This is a genomic window from Streptomyces sp. H39-S7 (genome assembly GCF_027158205.1).
Taxonomy (GTDB): domain Bacteria; phylum Actinomycetota; class Actinomycetes; order Streptomycetales; family Streptomycetaceae; genus Actinacidiphila.
In genome coordinates this window covers 18764-37112 of sequence record NZ_JAPVLU010000028.1, presented here as the reverse complement: position 1 = coordinate 37112, position 18349 = coordinate 18764, and the positions used below count along the sequence as shown (strand labels likewise).

Here is an 18349-nt window from a genome sequence, read left to right as displayed (position 1 = left end):
GTCCCGGCCTCTCGGCCGGGACAGACGCCACTCGGGGAGGTGCTCAGATGGTGCTCAGGCGGGCGTCAGCTCGTCTGGAGGGTGACGTCATCCACGACGAAGGAGGTCTGGAGGGACTGGTCCTCCACGCCGTTGAACTTCAGGACGACGGTCTGGCCGGCGAAGCTCGAGACGTCGTAGGACTTCTGCGCGTAGCCGGAGTTGGCGTCCAGGTTGGACAAGGTCTCCAACGTCTGGCCGCCGACCGAGACGGTGAAGTTGTCGTAGGCGACAGCCTCGCTCTCGTCCGTGTCGATGTGCAGGAAGAACGACAACCGGTAACTGGTGCACCCGGCGGGGATGGTCAGCGACTGGGAGGCGCTGTCCGTGCGGGCGGTGCCGTAGCCGTTCAGCCAGGCCATGTAGGTACCGCCGTGCGGCGTCTGTCCGGCCTGGTTGGTGATGACGTTCGTGGTGGTGGTCCACGGGGTGGTGCCGCTCTCGAAGCCACCGTTGACGACGACCTGGCGCGGGGTGCAGGTGCTGGTGCCGCCGACCGTCAGGGTGTAGGTGGTGCTGTGGGTGACGGTGCCGACACCGGTGACCGTCAGGGTGGAGGTGCCCGGCTGGGCGCTCGCGCCGACCTGCACGGAGAGCGTCGCGGTGCTGCCGGACTGCACGGAGGACGGGCTGACGGTCGCGGTCACGCCGGTGGGCGCGCCGGAGACCGACAGGTTGACCGTCTGCGCGGCGCCGCTCACGGTGGTGGTGTTCACCGTGGCGCTGGTGCTGCCGCCCGGGTCGGCGCTGCCGGATGACGGGTTGACGCCGATGGAGAAGTCCTGCGCCGGGGTGCTGGTGCCGACGGCCGTCTTCCAGATGGCGTACGCGACGCCGTCGGCGCTGCGGTCCAGGACCGTGGCGTTGATGTTGTTCGTGGTGTCGCAGGAGCTGTGGTAGCAGGCGTCGTAGGCGGCGTTGGCGGTGCCGCCCCACTTGGTCGCCTGTGCGGAGGTCTTGCGGGCGCTGGCGCCGGCCGCGTAACCGGAGGTGAGGATGCCGGCCGCCTGGAAGGACGCGTCGTCACTGCGGCCCTGGCCCTCGACATTCTCTTCGGGGGCGAGATTCAGCGAGGTCCAGTACGCCTTGAGCGGCGCGGCGGTGGTGGAGTTGACGTTGTTGATGAAGTAGCCGGCGTTGGGCGAGCCGACCATGTCGAAGTTGTAGTAGCCCTTGATGGCGGCACGCTGCGTGCTGCTCAGCTGGTTGACGTAGAACTTCGAGCCGTTGAGGCCCTGCTCCTCGTCGGTCCACCAGCCGAAGCGCACGTGCTTCGTCATGGTGGGGTTCTGCTGTGCGAGGACGAGCGCGTTCTCCAGCAGGGTCGCGGAGCCGGAGCCGTTGTCGTTGATGCCGGGGCCGGCCGAGACGCTGTCGAGGTGCGAGCCGAACATCACGGTCTGGTCGGCGGGGCCGCCGGGCCAGTCGGCGATCAGGTTGTTCGACGGGTAGGTGCAGCTGGAGCAGGTCTGCTCGGAGACGGTGTAACCGGCGGCCTGCAGCTTGCCCTTCACGTAGGCGAGCGACTGGGTGTAACCGCCGCTGCCGGCGCGGCGGTTGCCGCCGTTCTGGGAGGCGATGGTGTTGAGCTGCGTCAGGTGCGCCTGGACGTTGGCGACGTTGATGTTCGGCGGGTCGGTGCCGGGCGTGGTGCCGCCGACGTTGAGCGCGTAGTCGACGGTGTGGGAGAGGGTGGTGCCCTGCCCCTTGACGACGACGGTGGACGCGCCGGGCGCCGCGTTGGCGGTGGCGGACAGCGTCAGCACCGAGGACTGGCCGGACTGCACGGTGGCCGGGTTGAAGGTGGCCGAGACGCCGGACGGCAGGCCGCTGGCGGTGAGGGTCACCGACTGGGCTGTACCGGTGGTGGTCGTGGTGCCGACCGTGGTGGTGACCGAGCCGCCCTGCTGGACGGTGCCCGACGCCGGGCTCAGCGTCATCGAGAAGTCGTTGTTCTGACCGCTCGGGACACAGGTCGGGTCACCGGCCTGGGCGGGGACGCTGATGCCGTCCCAGGCGGCTTTGGTCTTGTTGAACAGGTTGCAGGTCGCGAGGTCGAGCGACTTGGCCGCGCTCAGCGTCGCCGTGCGGTACTTCTTGTAGGACATGCTGCTGGTCTTGAGCAGCATGCCGCCGTAGAAGATCTTGCCGGCGGTCTGGACGCCCACGCCGGTCAGCGTGGTCGAGTTGCAGGTGCTGCTGTTGGGCTTGCCGCCGCCCGGGTTGGTGCCCTCGGCGAGCAGGTAGAACCAGTGGTTGATGGGCCCCGCGGCCGCGTGGACCTCGGTGCCGGGTATCGCGGAGCTGTAGCAGGCCGGGTCGTTGTTGACGGCCGGCGGGTTGTACATGTTGCGGATCGGGCCGCGGCCCTGGAGGTTGATGACCTCGCCGACCGTGTAGTCCGGGGTGTCGTACGGGGACGGCTCGTTGGCGAATGCCTCGGTCAGCGCGCCGAAGATGTCGCCGGTGCCCTCGCCGAGCCCGGACTCCTGGCCGCTGGTGCCGCCGGGCGTGTTGGAGTCGATGGCGTGCCCGTACTCGTGGGCCACCACGTCGATGCCGGAGATCCACTCGTTGGCGCTGTTGTGACCGATGGTGACCGAGCTGCCGTCCCAGTAGGCGTTGAGCTCATTCAGGCCGACCTTGGCGGGGAAGCTGCGTCCGCTGCCGTTGACGCCGTTGCGGCCGAGCCACTGGCTCAGCATGTCCCACTGCTTCTGCGCGGCGAACATCAGGTCCGCGCAGCCGGTTTCCTTGCTGGTGGGATTGCCCGTGCCCCACGTGTCCGAGGACTTCGAGAAGACCGTGCCGGTGCTGTAGTCCGCGCAGGTCAGGCCGGTCCTGCTCGGGTCACGCAGCGAGTAGGTGCCGCCCGAGTTGGTGGTGTCGATGGTGACCGGGGCCGGGCCGTTCCACTTGCTGTTGGCGGTGCCGGCTTCCACCTCGTCGTGGGTGTCAAGGACCTTGCCGGTCCGGGCGTCCACGAAGACGTGCATCTTGCTGGGCGCGGACTTCGTACGGCCGGAAAGGACGGTCTCCCAGGCCAGGGCCTGCTTGCTGTCCTTGAGCTTGACCACGAGCCGGCTGCTCAGAACCTTGTCGACCTTGGCCAGCTGTGCCCGCGAGGCGCCTTCGGCCTTCTTCGCGGTGACGGACGCGGTGGTCGACACGTTGATCTGGACGGAGGAGGCGGACTGGAGGGCTCGCACTTCGCCGCTGCCGTCCGCGAGCACGACCGCGTCGCCGCCGACGACCGGCAGGCCGCGGTAGCTGCGGTCGTACGAGATGGAGTAGAGATCCTTCACCCAGGGGGTGACCAGGCGTCTTTCGTACTGTTCCTGCGAGGAGTTGACCAGGGTGTCGAGACCGCTCGTGACGGCCCGGTCGGCGGCAGCGACCGCGCGCGAGAGAGGGGTGGCCTTCTGCGTCGGTGAGGGCTCTGCTTGCTGCGTGGCCGATGCCGTGCCGGCGAGAGCTCCGGCAAGGCTGGCGGTCAGCGCGAGCGCTGCCACCGCCGCGGTCAGTCTTGTGGGGTGCAACGTCCACTCCGTTCGTGGGGGGAGACTGGTTCGTCGCCGCTGAGTATGAGCGTGAGCATGGCAAATGTGGGACATCCCTTCGGGCATAAGACCTGAGTTATGGTGCGGCGGCGGAGCACTGCGTACGCTGCTCAGATGCAGCTGGAATTGAGACATCTGCAAGCCGTCTGCCGGATTGCGGAAGCGGGAAGTCTGGGCCGTGCGGCACGCCTGCTCGGGGTGTCCCAGCCTGCGCTTTCCGCCCAGTTGCGCCGGGTCGAGCGGGTCACCGGCGGTGAGCTCTTCGTCCGCAGCAGGCACGGGGTGGAACCCACCCCGCTGGGCCAGTTCGTACTCGCCAGGGCACGCCGGGTGCTCAGCGAGATGGATGCGCTGGGCACGGGCGCGCGGGCCATCTCTACCGGCTCTCGACTGCGGCTGGGCTGCATTTTGCTGGTGCTGCTCGACGGCCTGCTCGAACAGACGGACCTGTTCCTGTCCGGCCAGGAGATCACCGTGGACCTGGAGGACTCGGTGACCGCGCTGGTCCGCATGCTCGGTGCGGGGCAGTACGACGTCATCGCGTACGGCGAGGTGAACGACCACGAGGTTCCACTCCCCGAGGGCGTACTGGCCAGGACCCTGATCCCGAAGGAGCCCTTCTGCATACGGATGTCGGTGAAGCATCCGCTCGCCGACCAGGAACAGATCACGCTGGCCGACCTGGCCGACGAGCTGTGGATGACGCTGGTGGAGGACGACGACGGCGGCCCCGAGGCCCTCATCGAGGCCTGCGCGAAGGCCGGGTTCGTCCCGTCACTGCGGTACCGCATCACCGACCGCCAGATGCACCACGGCCTGATCGCTGCGGGCCGCGCGGTCTCCCTCAGTCAGCCGACCGCACCGTCAACCGCGGGCACGGTGATGCGGCCGCTCATCGGGACCCCGATCATCGGCCGCATCCGTCTGGCCTGGAACCGTTCGGCGGTCTCGGCCGAGCAGGCGGACCTGCTCTACCACGCGGCGGCCCATGCCTACCTGGCCAACGTCGACAACAACCCGTTCCACCGCGCCTGGTGGGACGCCCATCCGGAGGTACATCCGGCGCTCGACTAGCTCGACTTAGTCGGGGATCTTGGAGTTCCCGGTGCGGCAGCATGGTCAACGGGCATGCTCGGGTGGCTCCGCCGACCGATGCAGTTGTCGAGGTTTGCGGGGCTGGTCGAGCTTCTTGGCTAAAAACACCGAGGCGGCCTTCAGTATCTCGTGCGCTCGCCGCAGCTCGGCTATCTCCTTGCGGGAGGGCCGCTACAACATCCGGTTCAGCTCACTGGATGAGCTTGGTGGACGCGCACGAGCTGGTGGGAGGTGCCGGGGGTGCGGCCGATCAGGCTGAGCCGGTACAGCGCCCGCAGCGCGAGCTGGGCCGGCGCCTGGGATGCCGTTGGGGTCATGACGACGTCGGCCGCACTTACCGCGGCGAAGGACCAGCACGGGGCCGGTGGCGAGGAACTGGATCACGACGGCGTTCAGGCAGGCGGCTGCCGGCGGGCAGGGCCGCAATGTTCTTCAAAGTCTGGGGCTTCACGGATCGCACAACCTCTCCCACGCTCAGTGAGAGGGAGGGTTACCCTGATCGCCGGGTGTGCGACCGGGGGGAGATCGAGGTGTCAGTGCTTCTGCCCAACGACCCACAGCAGATGGGGCCTTACCGCCTGACGGCCCGGCTGGGCGCAGGGGGGATGGGGATGGTCTACCTCGGCCGGTCCCGCACGGGCCGAGAGGTCGCCGTCAAGGTGGTCCGCCCCGAGCTGGCCGACGAGCCGGGCTTCCGCGACCGTTTCCGCCGCGAGGTGAGCCTTGCGATGAAGGTCGGCGGTTTCTGGACGGCAGCGGTCGTGGACACCGATCCGGACTGCCCGACGCCATGGGTCGCCAGTCAGTACGTCGCGGGGCCGTCGCTGTCCGCGGCGTTCCACGACCGGGGCCCCATGAACGAGGCCACGCTGCGCTTCCTCGGGGCGGGGCTGGCCGAAGCGCTGGCGGCGATCCACTCGATCGGGCTGGTCCATCGGGATGTGAAGCCGGCGAACGTGCTGCTCGCACACGACGGCCCCCGGGTGATCGACTTCGGTATCTCCAAGGCTCTGGACAGTGCGAGCGGTCTGACCCGGACGGGAACCACCCTGGGCACACCGGGGTACATGTCGCCCGAGCAGGCCACAGGAGAGGTGATCGGCCCGCCCAGCGACATCTTCTCGCTGGGCTCGGTGCTCACGTTCGCGGCGGTGGGGGCGGGCCCGTTCGGCGAGGGCCAGACGCACGCTCTGCTGTATCGCGTGGTCCACTCCGAGCCTCAACTGAGTGCCGTCCCCGCGGTGCTGCGCCCGACGATCGAGGCGTGTCTGTCGAAGGACCCGGAGCAGCGGCCGTCAGCCACACAGGTGCTGGACGCGCTGGACGTACGCGCGGCGGACGGCCCGCCGCCGGGTTGGCCGAACGCGGCCGTCCGCCCTCCTGCACCGGTGCCGTTACGGAAGGAGCCCCCCACCACTCACGATGCCACCGCCTGGGACGCCGCTGAGCCCCCGCCGGTCCCGGTGTCCCAGTACCCCACGCGCATAGCTCCGTCGTACAAACCGACCGTTCACGAGCAGTCGACGACGATCACCCCCGGCCCACGTGCCGATCCGGGCTCGTTCACCGCCTCGGCGCCGCTGTTCGACGACTTCGCCGACTCCTGGCGCCCGTACGGAAGGCTGCTCCTGCTCCTGCTGCTGGGAGGAGTGGCGTCCGAGGCGGCGCACCAGACGCAACTTGTCGCGCTGCTCATCAAACTGATCCTCCTCATAGCAGGGATCGGCTTGGTCATCTCGCTGCCCCACCTCGCCGGACAGAAGCTGCGTGTCAACGAGAAAGGGCTGAAGATCACCCGGGCGGGGCGCACCATTGAGCCCCGATGGAGCGACGTCGCCTACGTGACCATGCTGGTCAGCGGTACGAAGACCCTCTCCCTCGTCGTGGTCCTCCGCAAGGAGGCGAGGATCTCCATCCCCCGGATGCTGCGCGGTAAGAACTCGGGCGGCGCTCGCGAGTGCACGTTCCGGATGCGGCCGAGGTCACCGGCCCAAGGGGCGATCGTGAGCGCCCAGTTGCATGCGATGCTGCTGCGGCACGCGGGCGGGCGGTACGTCCCGCCGATGACGGCGACGTGACAGCACTCCTCGCGGGGGCCGCCGTTCGCTGCTGATCTCGGATCAGTTGCTCTCGTTGTTGTGGCGTACTGCGCGTAGCGACGACGCGCGTCGGTCAGGCTCTCCGACCCGTTGGGGCCGCCCCGGACCTCGTCGGCGTTCGGGTCGTCCTGGCCGTCGTCTTCCCAACCGCACTCGTCACAGATCTGGAAGTGTCCGCGGGCATCCAGGGTCAAGAGCTTGCAGCAAGGACAGGCGTACGGACCGCCGCCGGGCGGGCATGGCTCGCGCGGCTCTCTGGGCGTCATCACACGTTGAGTGTTGCAAGACCTGGTAGGAAGCTCGGGTTTGTGCGTCAGAGACTGTCGAGGAACGCGAGGGTACTGTCGGTGGGGCGGTAGCGTCCGGGCCGCGCGGTCATGGGCGTGGTCAGGGCGAGTGCTGCCTCCTTAACGAGAGCCCAGCGCCAGCGACATGGGGATGCCCGGCACCGAGGCGAATCCCACCGAGGAAATGGTCGGCTGACCCCGGCCTCGTCCCCGGACCCGTCTCTCCGGCACCGTCTCGTCCTGCCCGACGGCGCCATCCGGTGGGTGGGCACGGCGTAAACCCGGGCCGACGCCCCGGGTGCGGCCAGTGACACCGGCTGGGCCATGAAATCTTCGAGCGGCTCCAGCCGGTGGGTCACCCGTGGGCGGCGCGGCCCGTGTGTCACCAGTTCAGGGCGTCGTCCATCGACTGCTGCCAGTACGTGGTCTTGAGGGTGTTGTCGAGGTACAGGCCCTTGGCGGGCAGCGACGGGTGGGCGGCGGCGCCGACGCTCTCGGTGCCGGACCGGCCGTAGAAGTGGACCGTCAGGGTCTTCGCGGTGTAGCCGTTCGTGCCGCTGCCGTCTGCGGCGGACAGGTTCACCAGGGCGTAGCCGGACTGTCCCGGGTTCAGCGTCACCACGGCCTGCGGGTGGGAGTCGTCGATGACGGGGGGCACCGCCTGGGCGCCGGTGAACTGCAGCGCCGGGTAGGCGTAGAGGTAGCAGGTCGTGCTGCCGGTGTTGGTGACGGTGAGCAGCATGTGGTTGACCGGGCGGTTCAAGGGGGCCGCGACGGTCTTGGTGTTGGAGCCCTCGCAGGTGACCGGCTTGCCGGAGGGGGCCGGAGCCCCGGCGGTGGTGTGCGGCGTCGTCGGCGTCGGACCACCGGACCCTGCAAGCCCGGACTTGCCGGGCGCCTGGGACGGCACGGGGTTCGCCACGGAGGGCGACGCGGACGAGCCCGGGGCGGAAGCACTGCCGGAGGGCACCGTGGACCCCGCATGGCTCGTCCCCCCGGTCTCGGCGCGTGCGCCCGTTCCGTCGTCGCCGCAGGCGGTCAGGGAGAGCGCGGCGATCGCGACGGTCGCGGCGGCGGTGGCGAGACGGATACCGCGGTTGCGGATACCGGACATGTTGCATACCTCATTCGCTGGTGACACTGGTGTGGTGCTTGGATGGCAGGAGCTTGTTCGGTGATCCGTCCCAGCCGCCACGCCCGCCGGGCAGTTGGGGATACTGGAATGGTGAAATAGGCTCTGAGCAGGGCGAATACGAGGCGCCTGGAACGCTGGAACGGAATAGGAAGGGTCGCTTCGGGATGGGGGAACGCGTGGCAGGGTCGGCAGGGGCCGGGTCGGCCGAGGGGTTCGCGACGCTGCTGCGGGAGCTCAAGGACCGCTCGGGACTGAGTTACGGGACGCTCGCGAAGCGGCTGCACATGAGCACGTCGACGCTGCACCGGTACTGCAACGGCGCTGCGGTCCCGAACGACTACGCGCCGGTGGAGCGCCTCGCGCGGGTGTGCAGGGCGACGCCGCAGGAACTCATGGAGCTGCACCGCCGTTGGGTTCTGGCGGACGCGGCCCGCGCGGCCGCGTCGCAGGGCCGGCGCGAGAGCGGGGACGGCGGGGCCGGTGCAGCGGTCCTCACGGCCGGCGAGCCGGATGCGGCCGAGCCCCGCGAGGCGGCCGGGGCCCCCGGAGCCGATATCCAGGATGCGCCGAACGATCCCGACGAGCCGGTCGTCGTCAGCATGCCGGGCGCGTCCGCCGTACCGCGACGGCGCCGTACGGTGTTGGTCGCCGCCGCCGCGGCCGTACTGGTGGCCTCGGTGCTCGCGGTGCGTCCGCCGTGGGCCGGCGACGGCGACACGAGCGCGACCGGAAGCCTGAGCGACGCGGGCAACCAGAAGGCGGTGGACGCCTCCGCCCCGCAGGACACTCCCACACCGAACACGCCGGGCCCGTCGACCCCACAGAGCCGCAGCGCGGGCGCGACCGGCGACCGTCGGACAGCCGGAACATCCACCACGCCGGGCACTCCGGCGCCCCACACGTCCGCCGCGCAGATGCCCGGCAGCGCCGCGGTCCCGATCACCGTCCGTACCCGCCCCTACGTCTACGACAACCCGTGCAGCCAGCGCTTCCTCGTCGACAGCGCGCCCGCGCAGATGGGCCCGCCCGCCAACGAGGAGAACGCGCCGCGCTGGGCTGCTTCGTACGGCGCGGTCTCCTCGGACGAGCAGCGGGTAGCCCTCACCATCCAGGGCGCCGGCTCGCAGACCGTCGTCCTGGAAGCGCTGCACGTGAGCATCGTGTCCAGGAACGCGCCGCTCGCCTGGAACGACTATGCGATGGGCGTCGGCTGCGGCGGTGGCATCGAGACGAAGTCGTTCGACGTGGACCTGGACAGCGGCAGCCCCACCGTCACGGCCAAGAACGGCCAGCGCGGGTTCCCTTATAGCGTCAGCGAATCCGACCCCGAGGTCTTCTACGTCACCGCCCATACCCAGGCGCACGACGTGCGCTGGATCCTTACCCTCGACTGGTCGAACGGCAGCCGCCACGGCACTGTCCGTGTCGACAACGGCGGCACCCCCTTCCGTACCAGCGCCGACGCCGACCGTCCCGGCTACGACTACCCCCTGGGCGGCAGCGACTGGATCCCCCGCACGAACTGAACGCTCCGCGCGGGCGTCCGCGTGCTGCGTGCGTGAGTCCCACACCAGGGGCCCGTGGACGGCCGCCGGCGCGCGGTGTGCCCGTCACCGGCGGCTGGACGTGTTGCGACGGTGCGGGGCCGCCCATGGCGAACCAGCTCAGCCGGTGGGAGCCGTCACCTTAGGTGAGCGTGCTGGCGGACGCCCGTCGCGCGCCGTGGTTGTTCGAATGGCGGAATGGTGCGCGCCGTGCAATCGGGTCCGGAGCCCTACCGGTTGGACGTACCGTTCTCCCAAAGTCGCTTTCGCAGCTCGCTCGGGGGAATCTCATGGCCATCGATTACATCAAGCGTGCAGCGCCCCCCACCCCGGCGATCGATCTGGTGAAGGTGCAGGCCAGTGCGCCCCGGCTCGTCGACCTGTACAAATCGGCCCAGGTCTCGCTGGAGAAGGCGGGGATGGGCGGGCAGCGCGCGGCGGTCTATCTGGTCCTGGACCGCTCGGGCAGTATGCGCCGCTACTACAAGGACGGCTCCGTCCAGCATCTTGCCGAGCAGGCGCTCGGCCTGGCCGCGAACCTCGACGACGACGGCGTCGTGCCGGTGGTCTTCTTCTCCACGGAGGTCGACGGTGTCGCCGACCTGGGACTGACCGACTACGAAGGCAGGATTGGCGCGCTGCACGCCGACTTCGGCCACATGGGCCGCACCAACTACCACCTGGCCATGCAGGCGGTCATCGACCACTACGCCGATTCGGGCGCCACCGACCCCGCCTTCGTCATCTTCCAGACCGACGGCAGTCCCAGCTCTCGGACCGCCGCCGAGCATGTGCTGTGCACCGCCGCCCGGCTGCCGATCTTCTGGCAGTTCGTGGCCTTCGGGGACCCGGACGACCGTCAGTTCGATTTCCTGCGCAGGCTCGACGAGCTGCCGGTACCGGCCAAGCGCGTGGTCGACAACGCCGGGTTCTTCCCCGCGGGCGATGATCCCCGCGCCCTGTCGAATGCCGACCTCTACCAGCGGCTCACACAGGAGTTTGCGTCCTGGGTCACGGCGGCAACAGCGGCTGGGATCGTCCGCTGACCTGGGGTCTCACGCGTCGCCCCAGCGGAACAGCCGCACCACACGCAGGATGAGCACGTGCCTCGCAGGGATCCGGCACGGTTCCTCTGTTCCTGGGCCGGCCCGCCGCCCGGGAAGGTTGCGCCCTTGGCCTGACATCACTGGAAACCCTGACGACCCTCTTGCCCTCCACCTTCTGTTGCACCCGAGAGAAGGGATGGGTGCGGTAGGAAGGTGCGCGGACGCGAGGGTTCGACGGGGCTTTCCTTGGTCTCGGGGCCAGTATCAAGGACAGCAGGAACAGCCTCCGGTACGGCGGAGAGTTGGGTTGTCCGTTCAGGCACGCGATGTGGTTGCTGACTCAGAGTTTCAGGATGGCCGGAACTTTGGACCCATCCGCTTCGGGTGTCAGGTCCGAATATGGGGTGTGAGTTGATCCTGGCGGCTTGGCAAATCTATCTCGGCCGCCGTTCCTCCCTCTGGCACACGAGCCCCCCATTCATTGCGGCACCGGACTGCCGCGGGGCTCCGTTTGGAGTAGGCCATGAACAAGACCCTTTTTCCTCTGGTGGGTATCGCGGCGTTCGCTGTCCCGCTGGCGCTGCCCGCGGTCGCGTCCGCACACGACGCCGGTGGCGGTACGAACTATCAGGCCACCCTCGATCCGGTCGCCACGAACATGGTCGACGGATCCGGCACGGCTACGGTCACGCTGTCGGGCAACCAGGCCACCGTCTCGGTCACCGCCAACCAGCTGCTCGACAGCTCCCCGCACGCCCAGCACATCCACATCAAGGGCTCGGGCGAGTGCCCGAAGGCCGACGCGGCACATGATCACAACGGGCACAAAGCCATCAGCACCACCGACGGCCTGCCCGCCTACGGCAAGATCGGCACGTCGCTGACCACCCGGGGCGACACCAGCCCGAACAGCGCGCTGGCCGTCGACCGCTTCCCCGCCACCGGCTCGTTCCACTACACCCGCACCATGACCGTGACCCCGGACGTGGCGGACGCGGTGCGGGCGAACAATGCCGTGATCGTTGTGCACGGCATCGACTACAACCACAACGGCAAGTACGACAGCGTCCTGGGCGCCAGCGAACTGGACCCCAAGCTGCCCCAGGAAGCTACCGCCCCCGCCATCTGCGGAGCCCTGAACTCCATGCCCACCGGGGGAGCGGGCACCGGTGACGGAGCCAGTCAGGCCTCCTCCGGCGGCAACGACACCGACCTGGTCGCCATCGGCCTCGGGGCCGCTGCGGTCGCAGCGCTGGCCGGCACGCTGATCCTGCGGCGCAGGAACACCGAGGCCCAACGATGACCGACCGGACAGGGTCCGGCACCGGCCGTGAGCCGGACCGTGAAGCTGCCGCCCCCCGTCCGGCGGGGGGCGGCAGCACCCGCCGCCGCACCGTGATCGGCCTCACCGCCGCACTCGCGCTGGCCGGAGCAGGCGCCGCCGTTGCCCTCACCGGCACCCCCGGCGGGGGCACCCCACCACCGCAGCCCCCAGCGGTAGCCGCACCGGCCACCACTGCGCATCCGACCTCGCCTCAGCCACCCGGCACAGCTGCGCCGCACCCGACAGCCGCACACGTGCTCCCGGCGTCCCTGCCGGTCTCGCTGGACATCCCCGCCATCGGCGTCCACACCACCCTTCTGTCCCTGGGCCGTAACGCCGACGGAACCGTCGAAGTCCCCTGGCAGCCGCTGCAGGCCGGCTGGTACAACAACTCGCCCACCCCCGGACAGCTCGGCGCCTCCGTCATCCTTGGCCACGTCGACTCGCATGAGACCGGGCCCGCCGTGTTCTACCGGCTCGGCGCTCTCACCGCGGGCGCCCGCATCAGCGTCACCCGTGCCGACGGCACCACCGCCACCTTCGCCACGAACGCGGTGCGCGCGTTTCCCAAGGACGACTTCCCCACTTTGGACATCTACTCCACCACCGACGACCGGCCCCAACTGCGCCTGATCACCTGCGGCAACTGGGACCCCGAATCCCGCAGCTACCTGGGCAACATCGTCGCCTTCGCGACCCTCGCCGACACCACCGGCTGAAGCAGGTGAGACGACGGCAGGCCACCATCGACGGTGCGGCCCTGGCCCTGCAGATGCGTGCCACTGGCGGGGCTGGCGGCCTACAGGTATCGAGCGCTCCGGCTGGGTCCTATGGGGGATTGGTGCGACCGTGCCAGTCCAGGCACACCACGAGGGCGTCGGCGTCCGCGTCGCAGTAGGCGGCCGGCTCGCGCAGGACCGCGCCGGGGGCGTCGGCTGCGGCCGGCAGTCCGGCGACGGTGATGGCCCGGGACAGCGCCTGTGTGGCCGGCTACTGACTAGCCGCCGACGTGGATGCCGGGGCGGCGGGACGGTTCGGGTTCGTGTGCGCGGATGATCTCGCGGGTGACGGGTGCGGTGTCGCCGCGGCCGAGGAGGAAGTAGCGGAACATGTGGATCAGGGGGCTGCCCTCGGCCCACGCGAAGTAGCAGTGCGGCTTGACGCCGGTGGCATCGCGCAGGGCGAGCAGGATCGTGGCGATGGCGTTCGGGGCGGCAGGCGCGTTCGCGCGCAGGATCCGGTAGCCGTCGACCTCGACACCACGAACGGTGAGGGTCTCGCTGAAATCGGAGGGGTCGACCACGTCGATCTCCAGGAACAGCACGTCCGCGTGGCCGGGCACCGGGTTGTCACCGCGCTGTTCGCGCTCCTTGTCGGCGTACTCGGCGCGGTCACCTGCCTGACGCCGGTTGGTGATGATGTTGATCGCCTGGTCGTAGGCGAGGGTGTCGGTGATGAACTGGCGGGCGGCCGGGTCGAAGACGATGCGCTCAGCTCGCAGTTCGGTGGTGCGCGAGATGCGTGAGATCAACGAGACGATGATGATCCCGGCGATGAAGATGCCGGAGATCGCGATGCCGTCGGGTTTGTCGACGATGTTCGCGATCAGTGCGTAGAGCAGCACGGCCGTGAGTGCTGTGAAGCCGCCGGTCGCGGCGCGCCGGCGGCGGCGCAGGGCGGAGACGGTGACGGCGAACGCACCGGAGACCATCATCGCCAGGATGCCGGTGGCGTAAGCGCCGGCCTGGGCGTCGACGTCGGCGTCGAAGGCGATGGTGATGATCACGCACAGGGCCGTGTAGACCAGCACGACGGGCCGCACCGCGCGCCCCCATTCGGGAGCCATACCGTAATCGGGCAGGTAGCGCGGGACGATGTTGACCAGGCCGGCCATGGCAGAGGCACCGGCAAACCACAGGATGAGGATGGTGCTGATGTCGTAGACGGTGCCGAACGCCTCACCGAGATGTTCGTGGGCCAGCCACGCCAGGGCCCGCCCGTTGGCGGCCCCGCCGGACTCGAACAGCTCATGCGGGATCAGGACGGTCGTCACGAAGCTCGCGGCCAGCAGGTACACGCTCATCACCAGGGCCGCGGTCGTCAGCAGCTTGCGGGCGTTGCGGATCCTCGACCGCAGTTTCTCCTCCGCGTCGGCGCCTTCGGCGGCGATGAGCGGCATCATGCTCACCCCCGTCTCGAACCCGGACAAGCCCAGGACCAGCAGCGGAAACGCGAGCAGCGCGGGGCTGAGGATGTGGCCGAAGCCTCCTCCGCCGTCGGTCAGGGCGTTCGTCCACGCCGTCCAGGCACCCGGCGTGGTGAACACCTGCACCAGCCCCACCCCGATGACGGCCGCGTTGAGCAGCAGGAACACCGCGACCAGGGGGATGGCGACCTTGACGGCCTCATTGAAGCCGAGCAGGAACACCCCACCCAGGAGCAGCAGCAGGACCACCGTGAGGACGACCTCGTGCCCGTGCAGGGCCGCCGGGAAGAAGGGGTTCTCCACGACGTGGACCGACGCGTCGGCGGTGGACAAGGTGATGGTGATGATCCATGAGGTGGCGACGAAGCCGAGCAGGACCAGCACGAATAGTTTGCCCCGCCAGAACGGCAGCAGATCCTCCAGCATGGCCACCGACCCGGCGCCGTGCGGGCTCTCCTTGGCCACCCGCCGGTACATCGGCAGCATCCCCACCAGCGTCAGCGCGACGATCAGCAACGTCGCCAACGGCGACACCGCCCCCGCCGCCAGCGCCGCGATCGCCGGCACGTACGCCAAGCTGGAGAAGTAGTCCACACCCGTCAGGCACATCACCTTCCACCATGGGTGCGCCTGGGCGTGCCCCTCGCCCGCCGCCGGCCCGACCGGCTGCACCCGGTGCCGCAGCATCCACCCCGCGACTCCCTTGGTCGGCGGCGGCCGCAACGCGGGAGACTCCACCGTCTCCGGTACCGCCAGTTCGTTCCGGCTTTCCATAACCCCCATCAACCCTCTCCATCAGCCCCGGTACGGGGCCCGGTCGTCACGGCGCTCATAAAGCCGCGATGATCACCGAGTATGCGACGTCCCCTGTAGTACCCCGCAGGCGGCGAAGTACGTGAGAGCCGTGCCAGAACCCGCTCCACCGGAGACGGAACTGCCGGCCCTCCCGCGCGAAAGCGACGACCCCGAACGGTTGGGACGGCCGAGGCCCTATGACCACGCCGCGACGTGCCTCGCGTTCGGCGGGCTGGTGCGCCGGCTCGAAGCGGACTTCGGGCCACCGCGTTCCGCCTGCAGTTCGGCCCATGTCGTCTGGGGCCCGTTCATGCATGATGACGGGATGAACCACAGTGACCGGCGCTTCCACGTCATCGTGCTGTCGAACTTCGCTAAGGGCTTCGACAAATACGCATTCGCTTACGGTAAGGCGGGGATTCCGGAGAGTACCTATCCCGACCGGTTTCACCTGCTGACCCGCGCGGAGTTGGGAATCGGCATCGGCAAGGCGCGACGCCTGCTGGACCGTCTGGCCATTCCGGACGACCGGCTGCTGGTGCTGGAAACCGCGGTGGACCCCGACAAGCTGGTGCCCAACGTGTCGACCGGCCTCGGCATGGAACTGCACGAGGCTCGCATCCGGTTGTCAGCAGTCCACGAGCTCGACCAAGCAGGCGACGAGTTCACTCTGCGCCCGACAACCGTCGAGGATGCGATGGCGGCGTCCTTGCGCCTGCACGGATCGGCACAGCGACGCTACGCCGACACGCGACCGCGCTCGGTTTCGCTTCTGCCCGTCGCCTCCGCCTGCCAAGCCCGGTGTTCGTTCTGCTTCTCCTCGGCTTCGATCTCCAGCGACCAAGCGCCGGCACGGGTCCCGTGGGACGCGGTCGCCCACTGGCTGGCGCGCGCCCGTGCGGCGGGTGCCGAGCGTGCAGTGATCACCGGCGGCGGGGAGCCCACGCTCATACCGTTCGAACAGCAGCTGCGACTGGTGTCCGCCTGCTCGGCGGCCTTCCCGAAGGTCGTCCTGATCACCAACGCGCACACCCTGGCGAAGGGCCGGCACGCTGACCGGGCCGGCCGCCTCGCAGCCCTGAGCGCCGCAGGCCTGAGCGTGCTGGCGGTCTCCCGGCACCATCAGGACGACGCCGTCAGTGAGCGGCTGATGATGCTGCGCACACCGGTGAACTCTGTGATCGACACCTGGCGCGTGGAACGTGACCGCTGGCCGGGACTGCGGATGAGGCTGATCTGCGTGCTCCAGCACGGCGGCGTCGCCGACGCGGCCGAAGTCGCGGACTACCTTTCGTGGGCCGCGGCTCTCGGTGTCGAGGAAGTCTGCTTCAAAGAGCTCTACGTATCCACCAGCACTGAGTCGCTCTACTTCGACCGCGCCGCCAACGTCTGGAGCCGAAAGCACCAGGTTTCGCTGTCCATCGTCACCCGGTTCGCCGAGCAGCACGGCCTCGAACTGGAGAGCCGCCTGCCCTGGGGCGCGCCGGTCTACCACGGCAGCTGGGACGGACGGCCGATGCGGATCGCCGCTTACACCGAACCCAGCCTGCTCTGGGAACGCACCAACGGGATCGCACGCAGCTGGAACGTCATGGCCGACGGACGCTGCTACGCCTCCCTGGAGGACCGGGCCAGCGAGATCGTGCCGGAAGGTGCAACGGCATGAGGTTCGACGCGTTCCAGGAATTCTGCCAGCAGCAGCTCAGTGCCTCCTCGTCGCTTCTGGACGCCGCCGAGACCAACGTGTACCGGGCGCTTGCTCCGATGCGGCCGGAACCGCCGACCGACATGGGTACGGTGTACCGGTGTGATCTCGCCCGTGCCTGGCTGCGCCGCTTCGAGCTGCCGGAAGAGTGGTCCGGCCACGCCATGGTCTGTCGAGGGGTCCGTCACGGGCTCGGCGTGGTGTTCCACTGGCTGCGCGCCGCGCAAGCGAGGTTGTGGCTGCCCAGCGATGTGTACCCGGTCTACCTCGAGCTGGCCCGCGCTGCGGGCCTGGAGCCCGCGTCCTACCCGACGCTACCGGCTCCGGCCCTGCCGAGGTCGCCGGCGGACCACCGGCCCGAATACCTGCTGCTCGCCAACCCCAGCAAGCCGCTCGGCCGATACCTGTCCGATGCCGAGTGTGCCGCGGTAATTTCGTGGTTGCGGGTATCACCACGCCGCTGCCTGCTGATCGACAGCGTCTACGACCTGGGAGCCCCGTTCGCTGCCGGCACACGGCGATTGCTGGACACCGGGCGGGCGGTCCTGCTGCATTCGGTCACCAAGGGATGGCTGTGGCCACGCACGTTCGGCGTGGTCCTGCTGGGTCCGGCGCAAGCCGCATTGGCCGAGGCATTCCGGGCGGATCCGCCGACGTCGGCGCAGCTGAGGCTCGCCGACCGTCTGCTGACCGAGTACAGCGATGTGCCCCGGCAGGTCGTCGACGAACTGGCCGTACGGGCTGAGCGGCTGTTCGAGCGGTTGCCGGACGACGTGCTCGGGGCGATTCCCACGGTGAGCCGGACTTGTCCCGGCAACTACTTCTTCCCGGTTGACATCCCCGCGGAGACGCTCCGGCGCGAATGCGGCGTGCTTGCCATGCCGGTCGGCGTGTTCGGGGAGAGCAGTTGGTCCGGCTCCGTCCTCACCAGCCTTGCTGACGCTTTCGGCCCGACGCCGGCGGTGGCACGATGAGACCGCTGGAGGACCTGGCCGTATACGACGATGCGGACTTCTACGACCAGGAGTTCGCCGCGCGGACCCACGACATCCCGTTCTTCCTCGGCCAAGCGGTCCGGGCGGGCGGTCCGGTCCTGGAGGTGGCCTGCGGAACCGGGCGCATCACCCTGCCGATCGCGCGGGCGGCTGTCGAGGTCACAGGGCTTGACATCATGCCCTCGATGCTTGCGCGCGCCCGTCAGCGAGCCGAGGACGAGCGACTGCCAGTCGAGTGGCTGGAACAGGACTGCCGAGACATCCGCTCCGGCAGGCGCTTCGCCCTGGTGTTCTCGGCAACCAACGCCATGCAGCACCTGCACGACCTGGATTCCGTGGTCGCGTTCCTCACCTCGGCGCGCAACGTGCTGCGACCAGGCGGGGCCCTGATCCTGGACGTGTTCAACCCGGACATGGCCAAGCTGTGCCGGCTCCCCGAGTCGCCCTACCACCACAAGTCGGTCGTGGACCGGGATGGGGCGAGGCTCGACGTGCGAGCGACGACCAGCTACGACGCAG

12 protein-coding genes and 2 pseudogenes are annotated in these 18349 nt (G+C 69.2%); 9 read left to right on the top strand and 5 right to left on the bottom strand.

Annotation, left to right across the window (positions count from 1 at the left end; all coding sequences use genetic code 11):
- Nucleotides 1-65: 65 nt before the first annotated feature.
- Nucleotides 66-3551, bottom strand: coding sequence for a M28 family peptidase (locus O3X23_RS25655; protein ID WP_269273981.1), 3486 nt, complete (start codon nucleotides 3549-3551; stop codon nucleotides 66-68).
- A 162-nt stretch (nucleotides 3552-3713) separates the two neighbouring features.
- On the opposite strand from O3X23_RS25655, the gene O3X23_RS25650 reads away from it, so the two are divergent.
- Nucleotides 3714-4673 (top strand): LysR family transcriptional regulator, encoded by a 960-nt coding sequence (locus O3X23_RS25650; protein WP_269273910.1) that lies wholly within the window; start codon nucleotides 3714-3716, stop codon nucleotides 4671-4673.
- A 206-nt stretch (nucleotides 4674-4879) separates the two neighbouring features.
- Here O3X23_RS25650 and O3X23_RS25645 read toward each other — a convergent pair whose 3' ends face one another.
- A complete protein-coding gene (locus O3X23_RS25645; RefSeq protein ID WP_269273909.1) occupies nucleotides 4880-5011 on the bottom strand; it encodes a hypothetical protein in 132 nt (43 codons plus the stop codon).
- Between the two features lie 213 nt (nucleotides 5012-5224).
- Between O3X23_RS25645 and O3X23_RS25640 the strand changes: the two genes are divergently transcribed.
- A complete protein-coding gene (locus O3X23_RS25640) occupies nucleotides 5225-6772 on the top strand; it encodes a serine/threonine protein kinase (protein WP_269273908.1) in 1548 nt (515 codons plus the stop codon).
- Nucleotides 6773-6837: 65 nt separating this feature from the next.
- On the opposite strand, the pseudogene O3X23_RS25635 reads toward O3X23_RS25640, so the two are convergent.
- Together O3X23_RS25635 and O3X23_RS25630 are read right to left on the bottom strand one after the other, a co-directional pair.
- A pseudogene (locus O3X23_RS25635) lies at nucleotides 6838-7059 on the bottom strand (CPCC family cysteine-rich protein); the annotation flags it as partial.
- Nucleotides 7060-7462: 403 nt separating this feature from the next.
- Nucleotides 7463-8194 (bottom strand): DUF4232 domain-containing protein, encoded by a 732-nt coding sequence (locus O3X23_RS25630; protein ID WP_269273907.1) that lies wholly within the window; start codon nucleotides 8192-8194, stop codon nucleotides 7463-7465.
- Nucleotides 8195-8391: 197 nt separating this feature from the next.
- Between O3X23_RS25630 and O3X23_RS25625 the strand changes: the two genes are divergently transcribed.
- From O3X23_RS25625 to O3X23_RS25610, 4 genes are all read left to right on the top strand, one after another.
- A complete protein-coding gene (locus tag O3X23_RS25625) occupies nucleotides 8392-9741 on the top strand; it encodes a transcriptional regulator (protein WP_269273906.1) in 1350 nt (449 codons plus the stop codon).
- Between the two features lie 308 nt (nucleotides 9742-10049).
- Complete coding sequence (locus tag O3X23_RS25620; RefSeq protein WP_269273905.1) at nucleotides 10050-10805, top strand: VWA domain-containing protein; 756 nt, start codon at nucleotides 10050-10052, stop codon at nucleotides 10803-10805.
- Between the two features lie 523 nt (nucleotides 10806-11328).
- Nucleotides 11329-12108 carry a hypothetical protein gene (locus O3X23_RS25615; protein ID WP_269273904.1) on the top strand — a complete coding sequence of 260 codons (780 nt, stop codon included), beginning with the start codon at nucleotides 11329-11331 and terminating at the stop codon, nucleotides 12106-12108.
- The gene (locus tag O3X23_RS25610) at nucleotides 12105-12848 is read left to right on the top strand and encodes a class F sortase (RefSeq protein ID WP_269273903.1); all 744 of its coding nucleotides are present in this window, start codon (nucleotides 12105-12107) and stop codon (nucleotides 12846-12848) included. Before O3X23_RS25615 ends, O3X23_RS25610 begins: the two co-directional genes overlap by 4 nt.
- A 278-nt stretch (nucleotides 12849-13126) precedes the next feature.
- Here O3X23_RS25610 and O3X23_RS25605 read toward each other — a convergent pair whose 3' ends face one another.
- Complete coding sequence (locus O3X23_RS25605; protein ID WP_443047977.1) at nucleotides 13127-15109, bottom strand: amino acid transporter; 1983 nt, start codon at nucleotides 15107-15109, stop codon at nucleotides 13127-13129.
- Between the two features lie 130 nt (nucleotides 15110-15239).
- On the opposite strand from O3X23_RS25605, the gene O3X23_RS25600 reads away from it, so the two are divergent.
- The 3 genes and pseudogenes from O3X23_RS25600 to O3X23_RS44290 all read left to right on the top strand — a co-directional run.
- Nucleotides 15240-16796 (top strand): radical SAM protein, encoded by a 1557-nt coding sequence (locus tag O3X23_RS25600; protein ID WP_269273901.1) that lies wholly within the window; start codon nucleotides 15240-15242, stop codon nucleotides 16794-16796.
- Nucleotides 16793-17809, top strand: a complete 1017-nt coding sequence (locus O3X23_RS25595) for an aminotransferase class I/II-fold pyridoxal phosphate-dependent enzyme (protein ID WP_269273900.1) — start codon at nucleotides 16793-16795, stop codon at nucleotides 17807-17809. The genes O3X23_RS25600 and O3X23_RS25595 overlap by 4 nt, the downstream gene beginning before the upstream one ends.
- Nucleotides 17806-18297, top strand: a pseudogene (locus O3X23_RS44290) (class I SAM-dependent methyltransferase); the annotation flags it as partial. The gene O3X23_RS25595 and the pseudogene O3X23_RS44290, both read left to right, overlap by 4 nt.
- Between the last annotated feature and the right edge of the window lie 52 nt (nucleotides 18298-18349).

Coding starts and splice junctions, on each gene's coding strand:
- O3X23_RS25605 (WP_443047977.1), bottom strand. CDS start 15,109: ATGGAAAGCCGGAACGAACTGGCGGTACCGGAGACGGTGGAGTCTCCC.
- O3X23_RS25615 (WP_269273904.1), top strand. CDS start 11,329: ATGAACAAGACCCTTTTTCCTCTGGTGGGTATCGCGGCGTTCGCTGTC.
- O3X23_RS25630 (WP_269273907.1), bottom strand. CDS start 8,194: ATGTCCGGTATCCGCAACCGCGGTATCCGTCTCGCCACCGCCGCCGCG.
- O3X23_RS25620 (WP_269273905.1), top strand. CDS start 10,050: ATGGCCATCGATTACATCAAGCGTGCAGCGCCCCCCACCCCGGCGATC.
- O3X23_RS25595 (WP_269273900.1), top strand. CDS start 16,793: ATGAGGTTCGACGCGTTCCAGGAATTCTGCCAGCAGCAGCTCAGTGCC.
- O3X23_RS25650 (WP_269273910.1), top strand. CDS start 3,714: ATGCAGCTGGAATTGAGACATCTGCAAGCCGTCTGCCGGATTGCGGAA.
- O3X23_RS25645 (WP_269273909.1), bottom strand. CDS start 5,011: ATGACCCCAACGGCATCCCAGGCGCCGGCCCAGCTCGCGCTGCGGGCG.
- O3X23_RS25610 (WP_269273903.1), top strand. CDS start 12,105: ATGACCGACCGGACAGGGTCCGGCACCGGCCGTGAGCCGGACCGTGAA.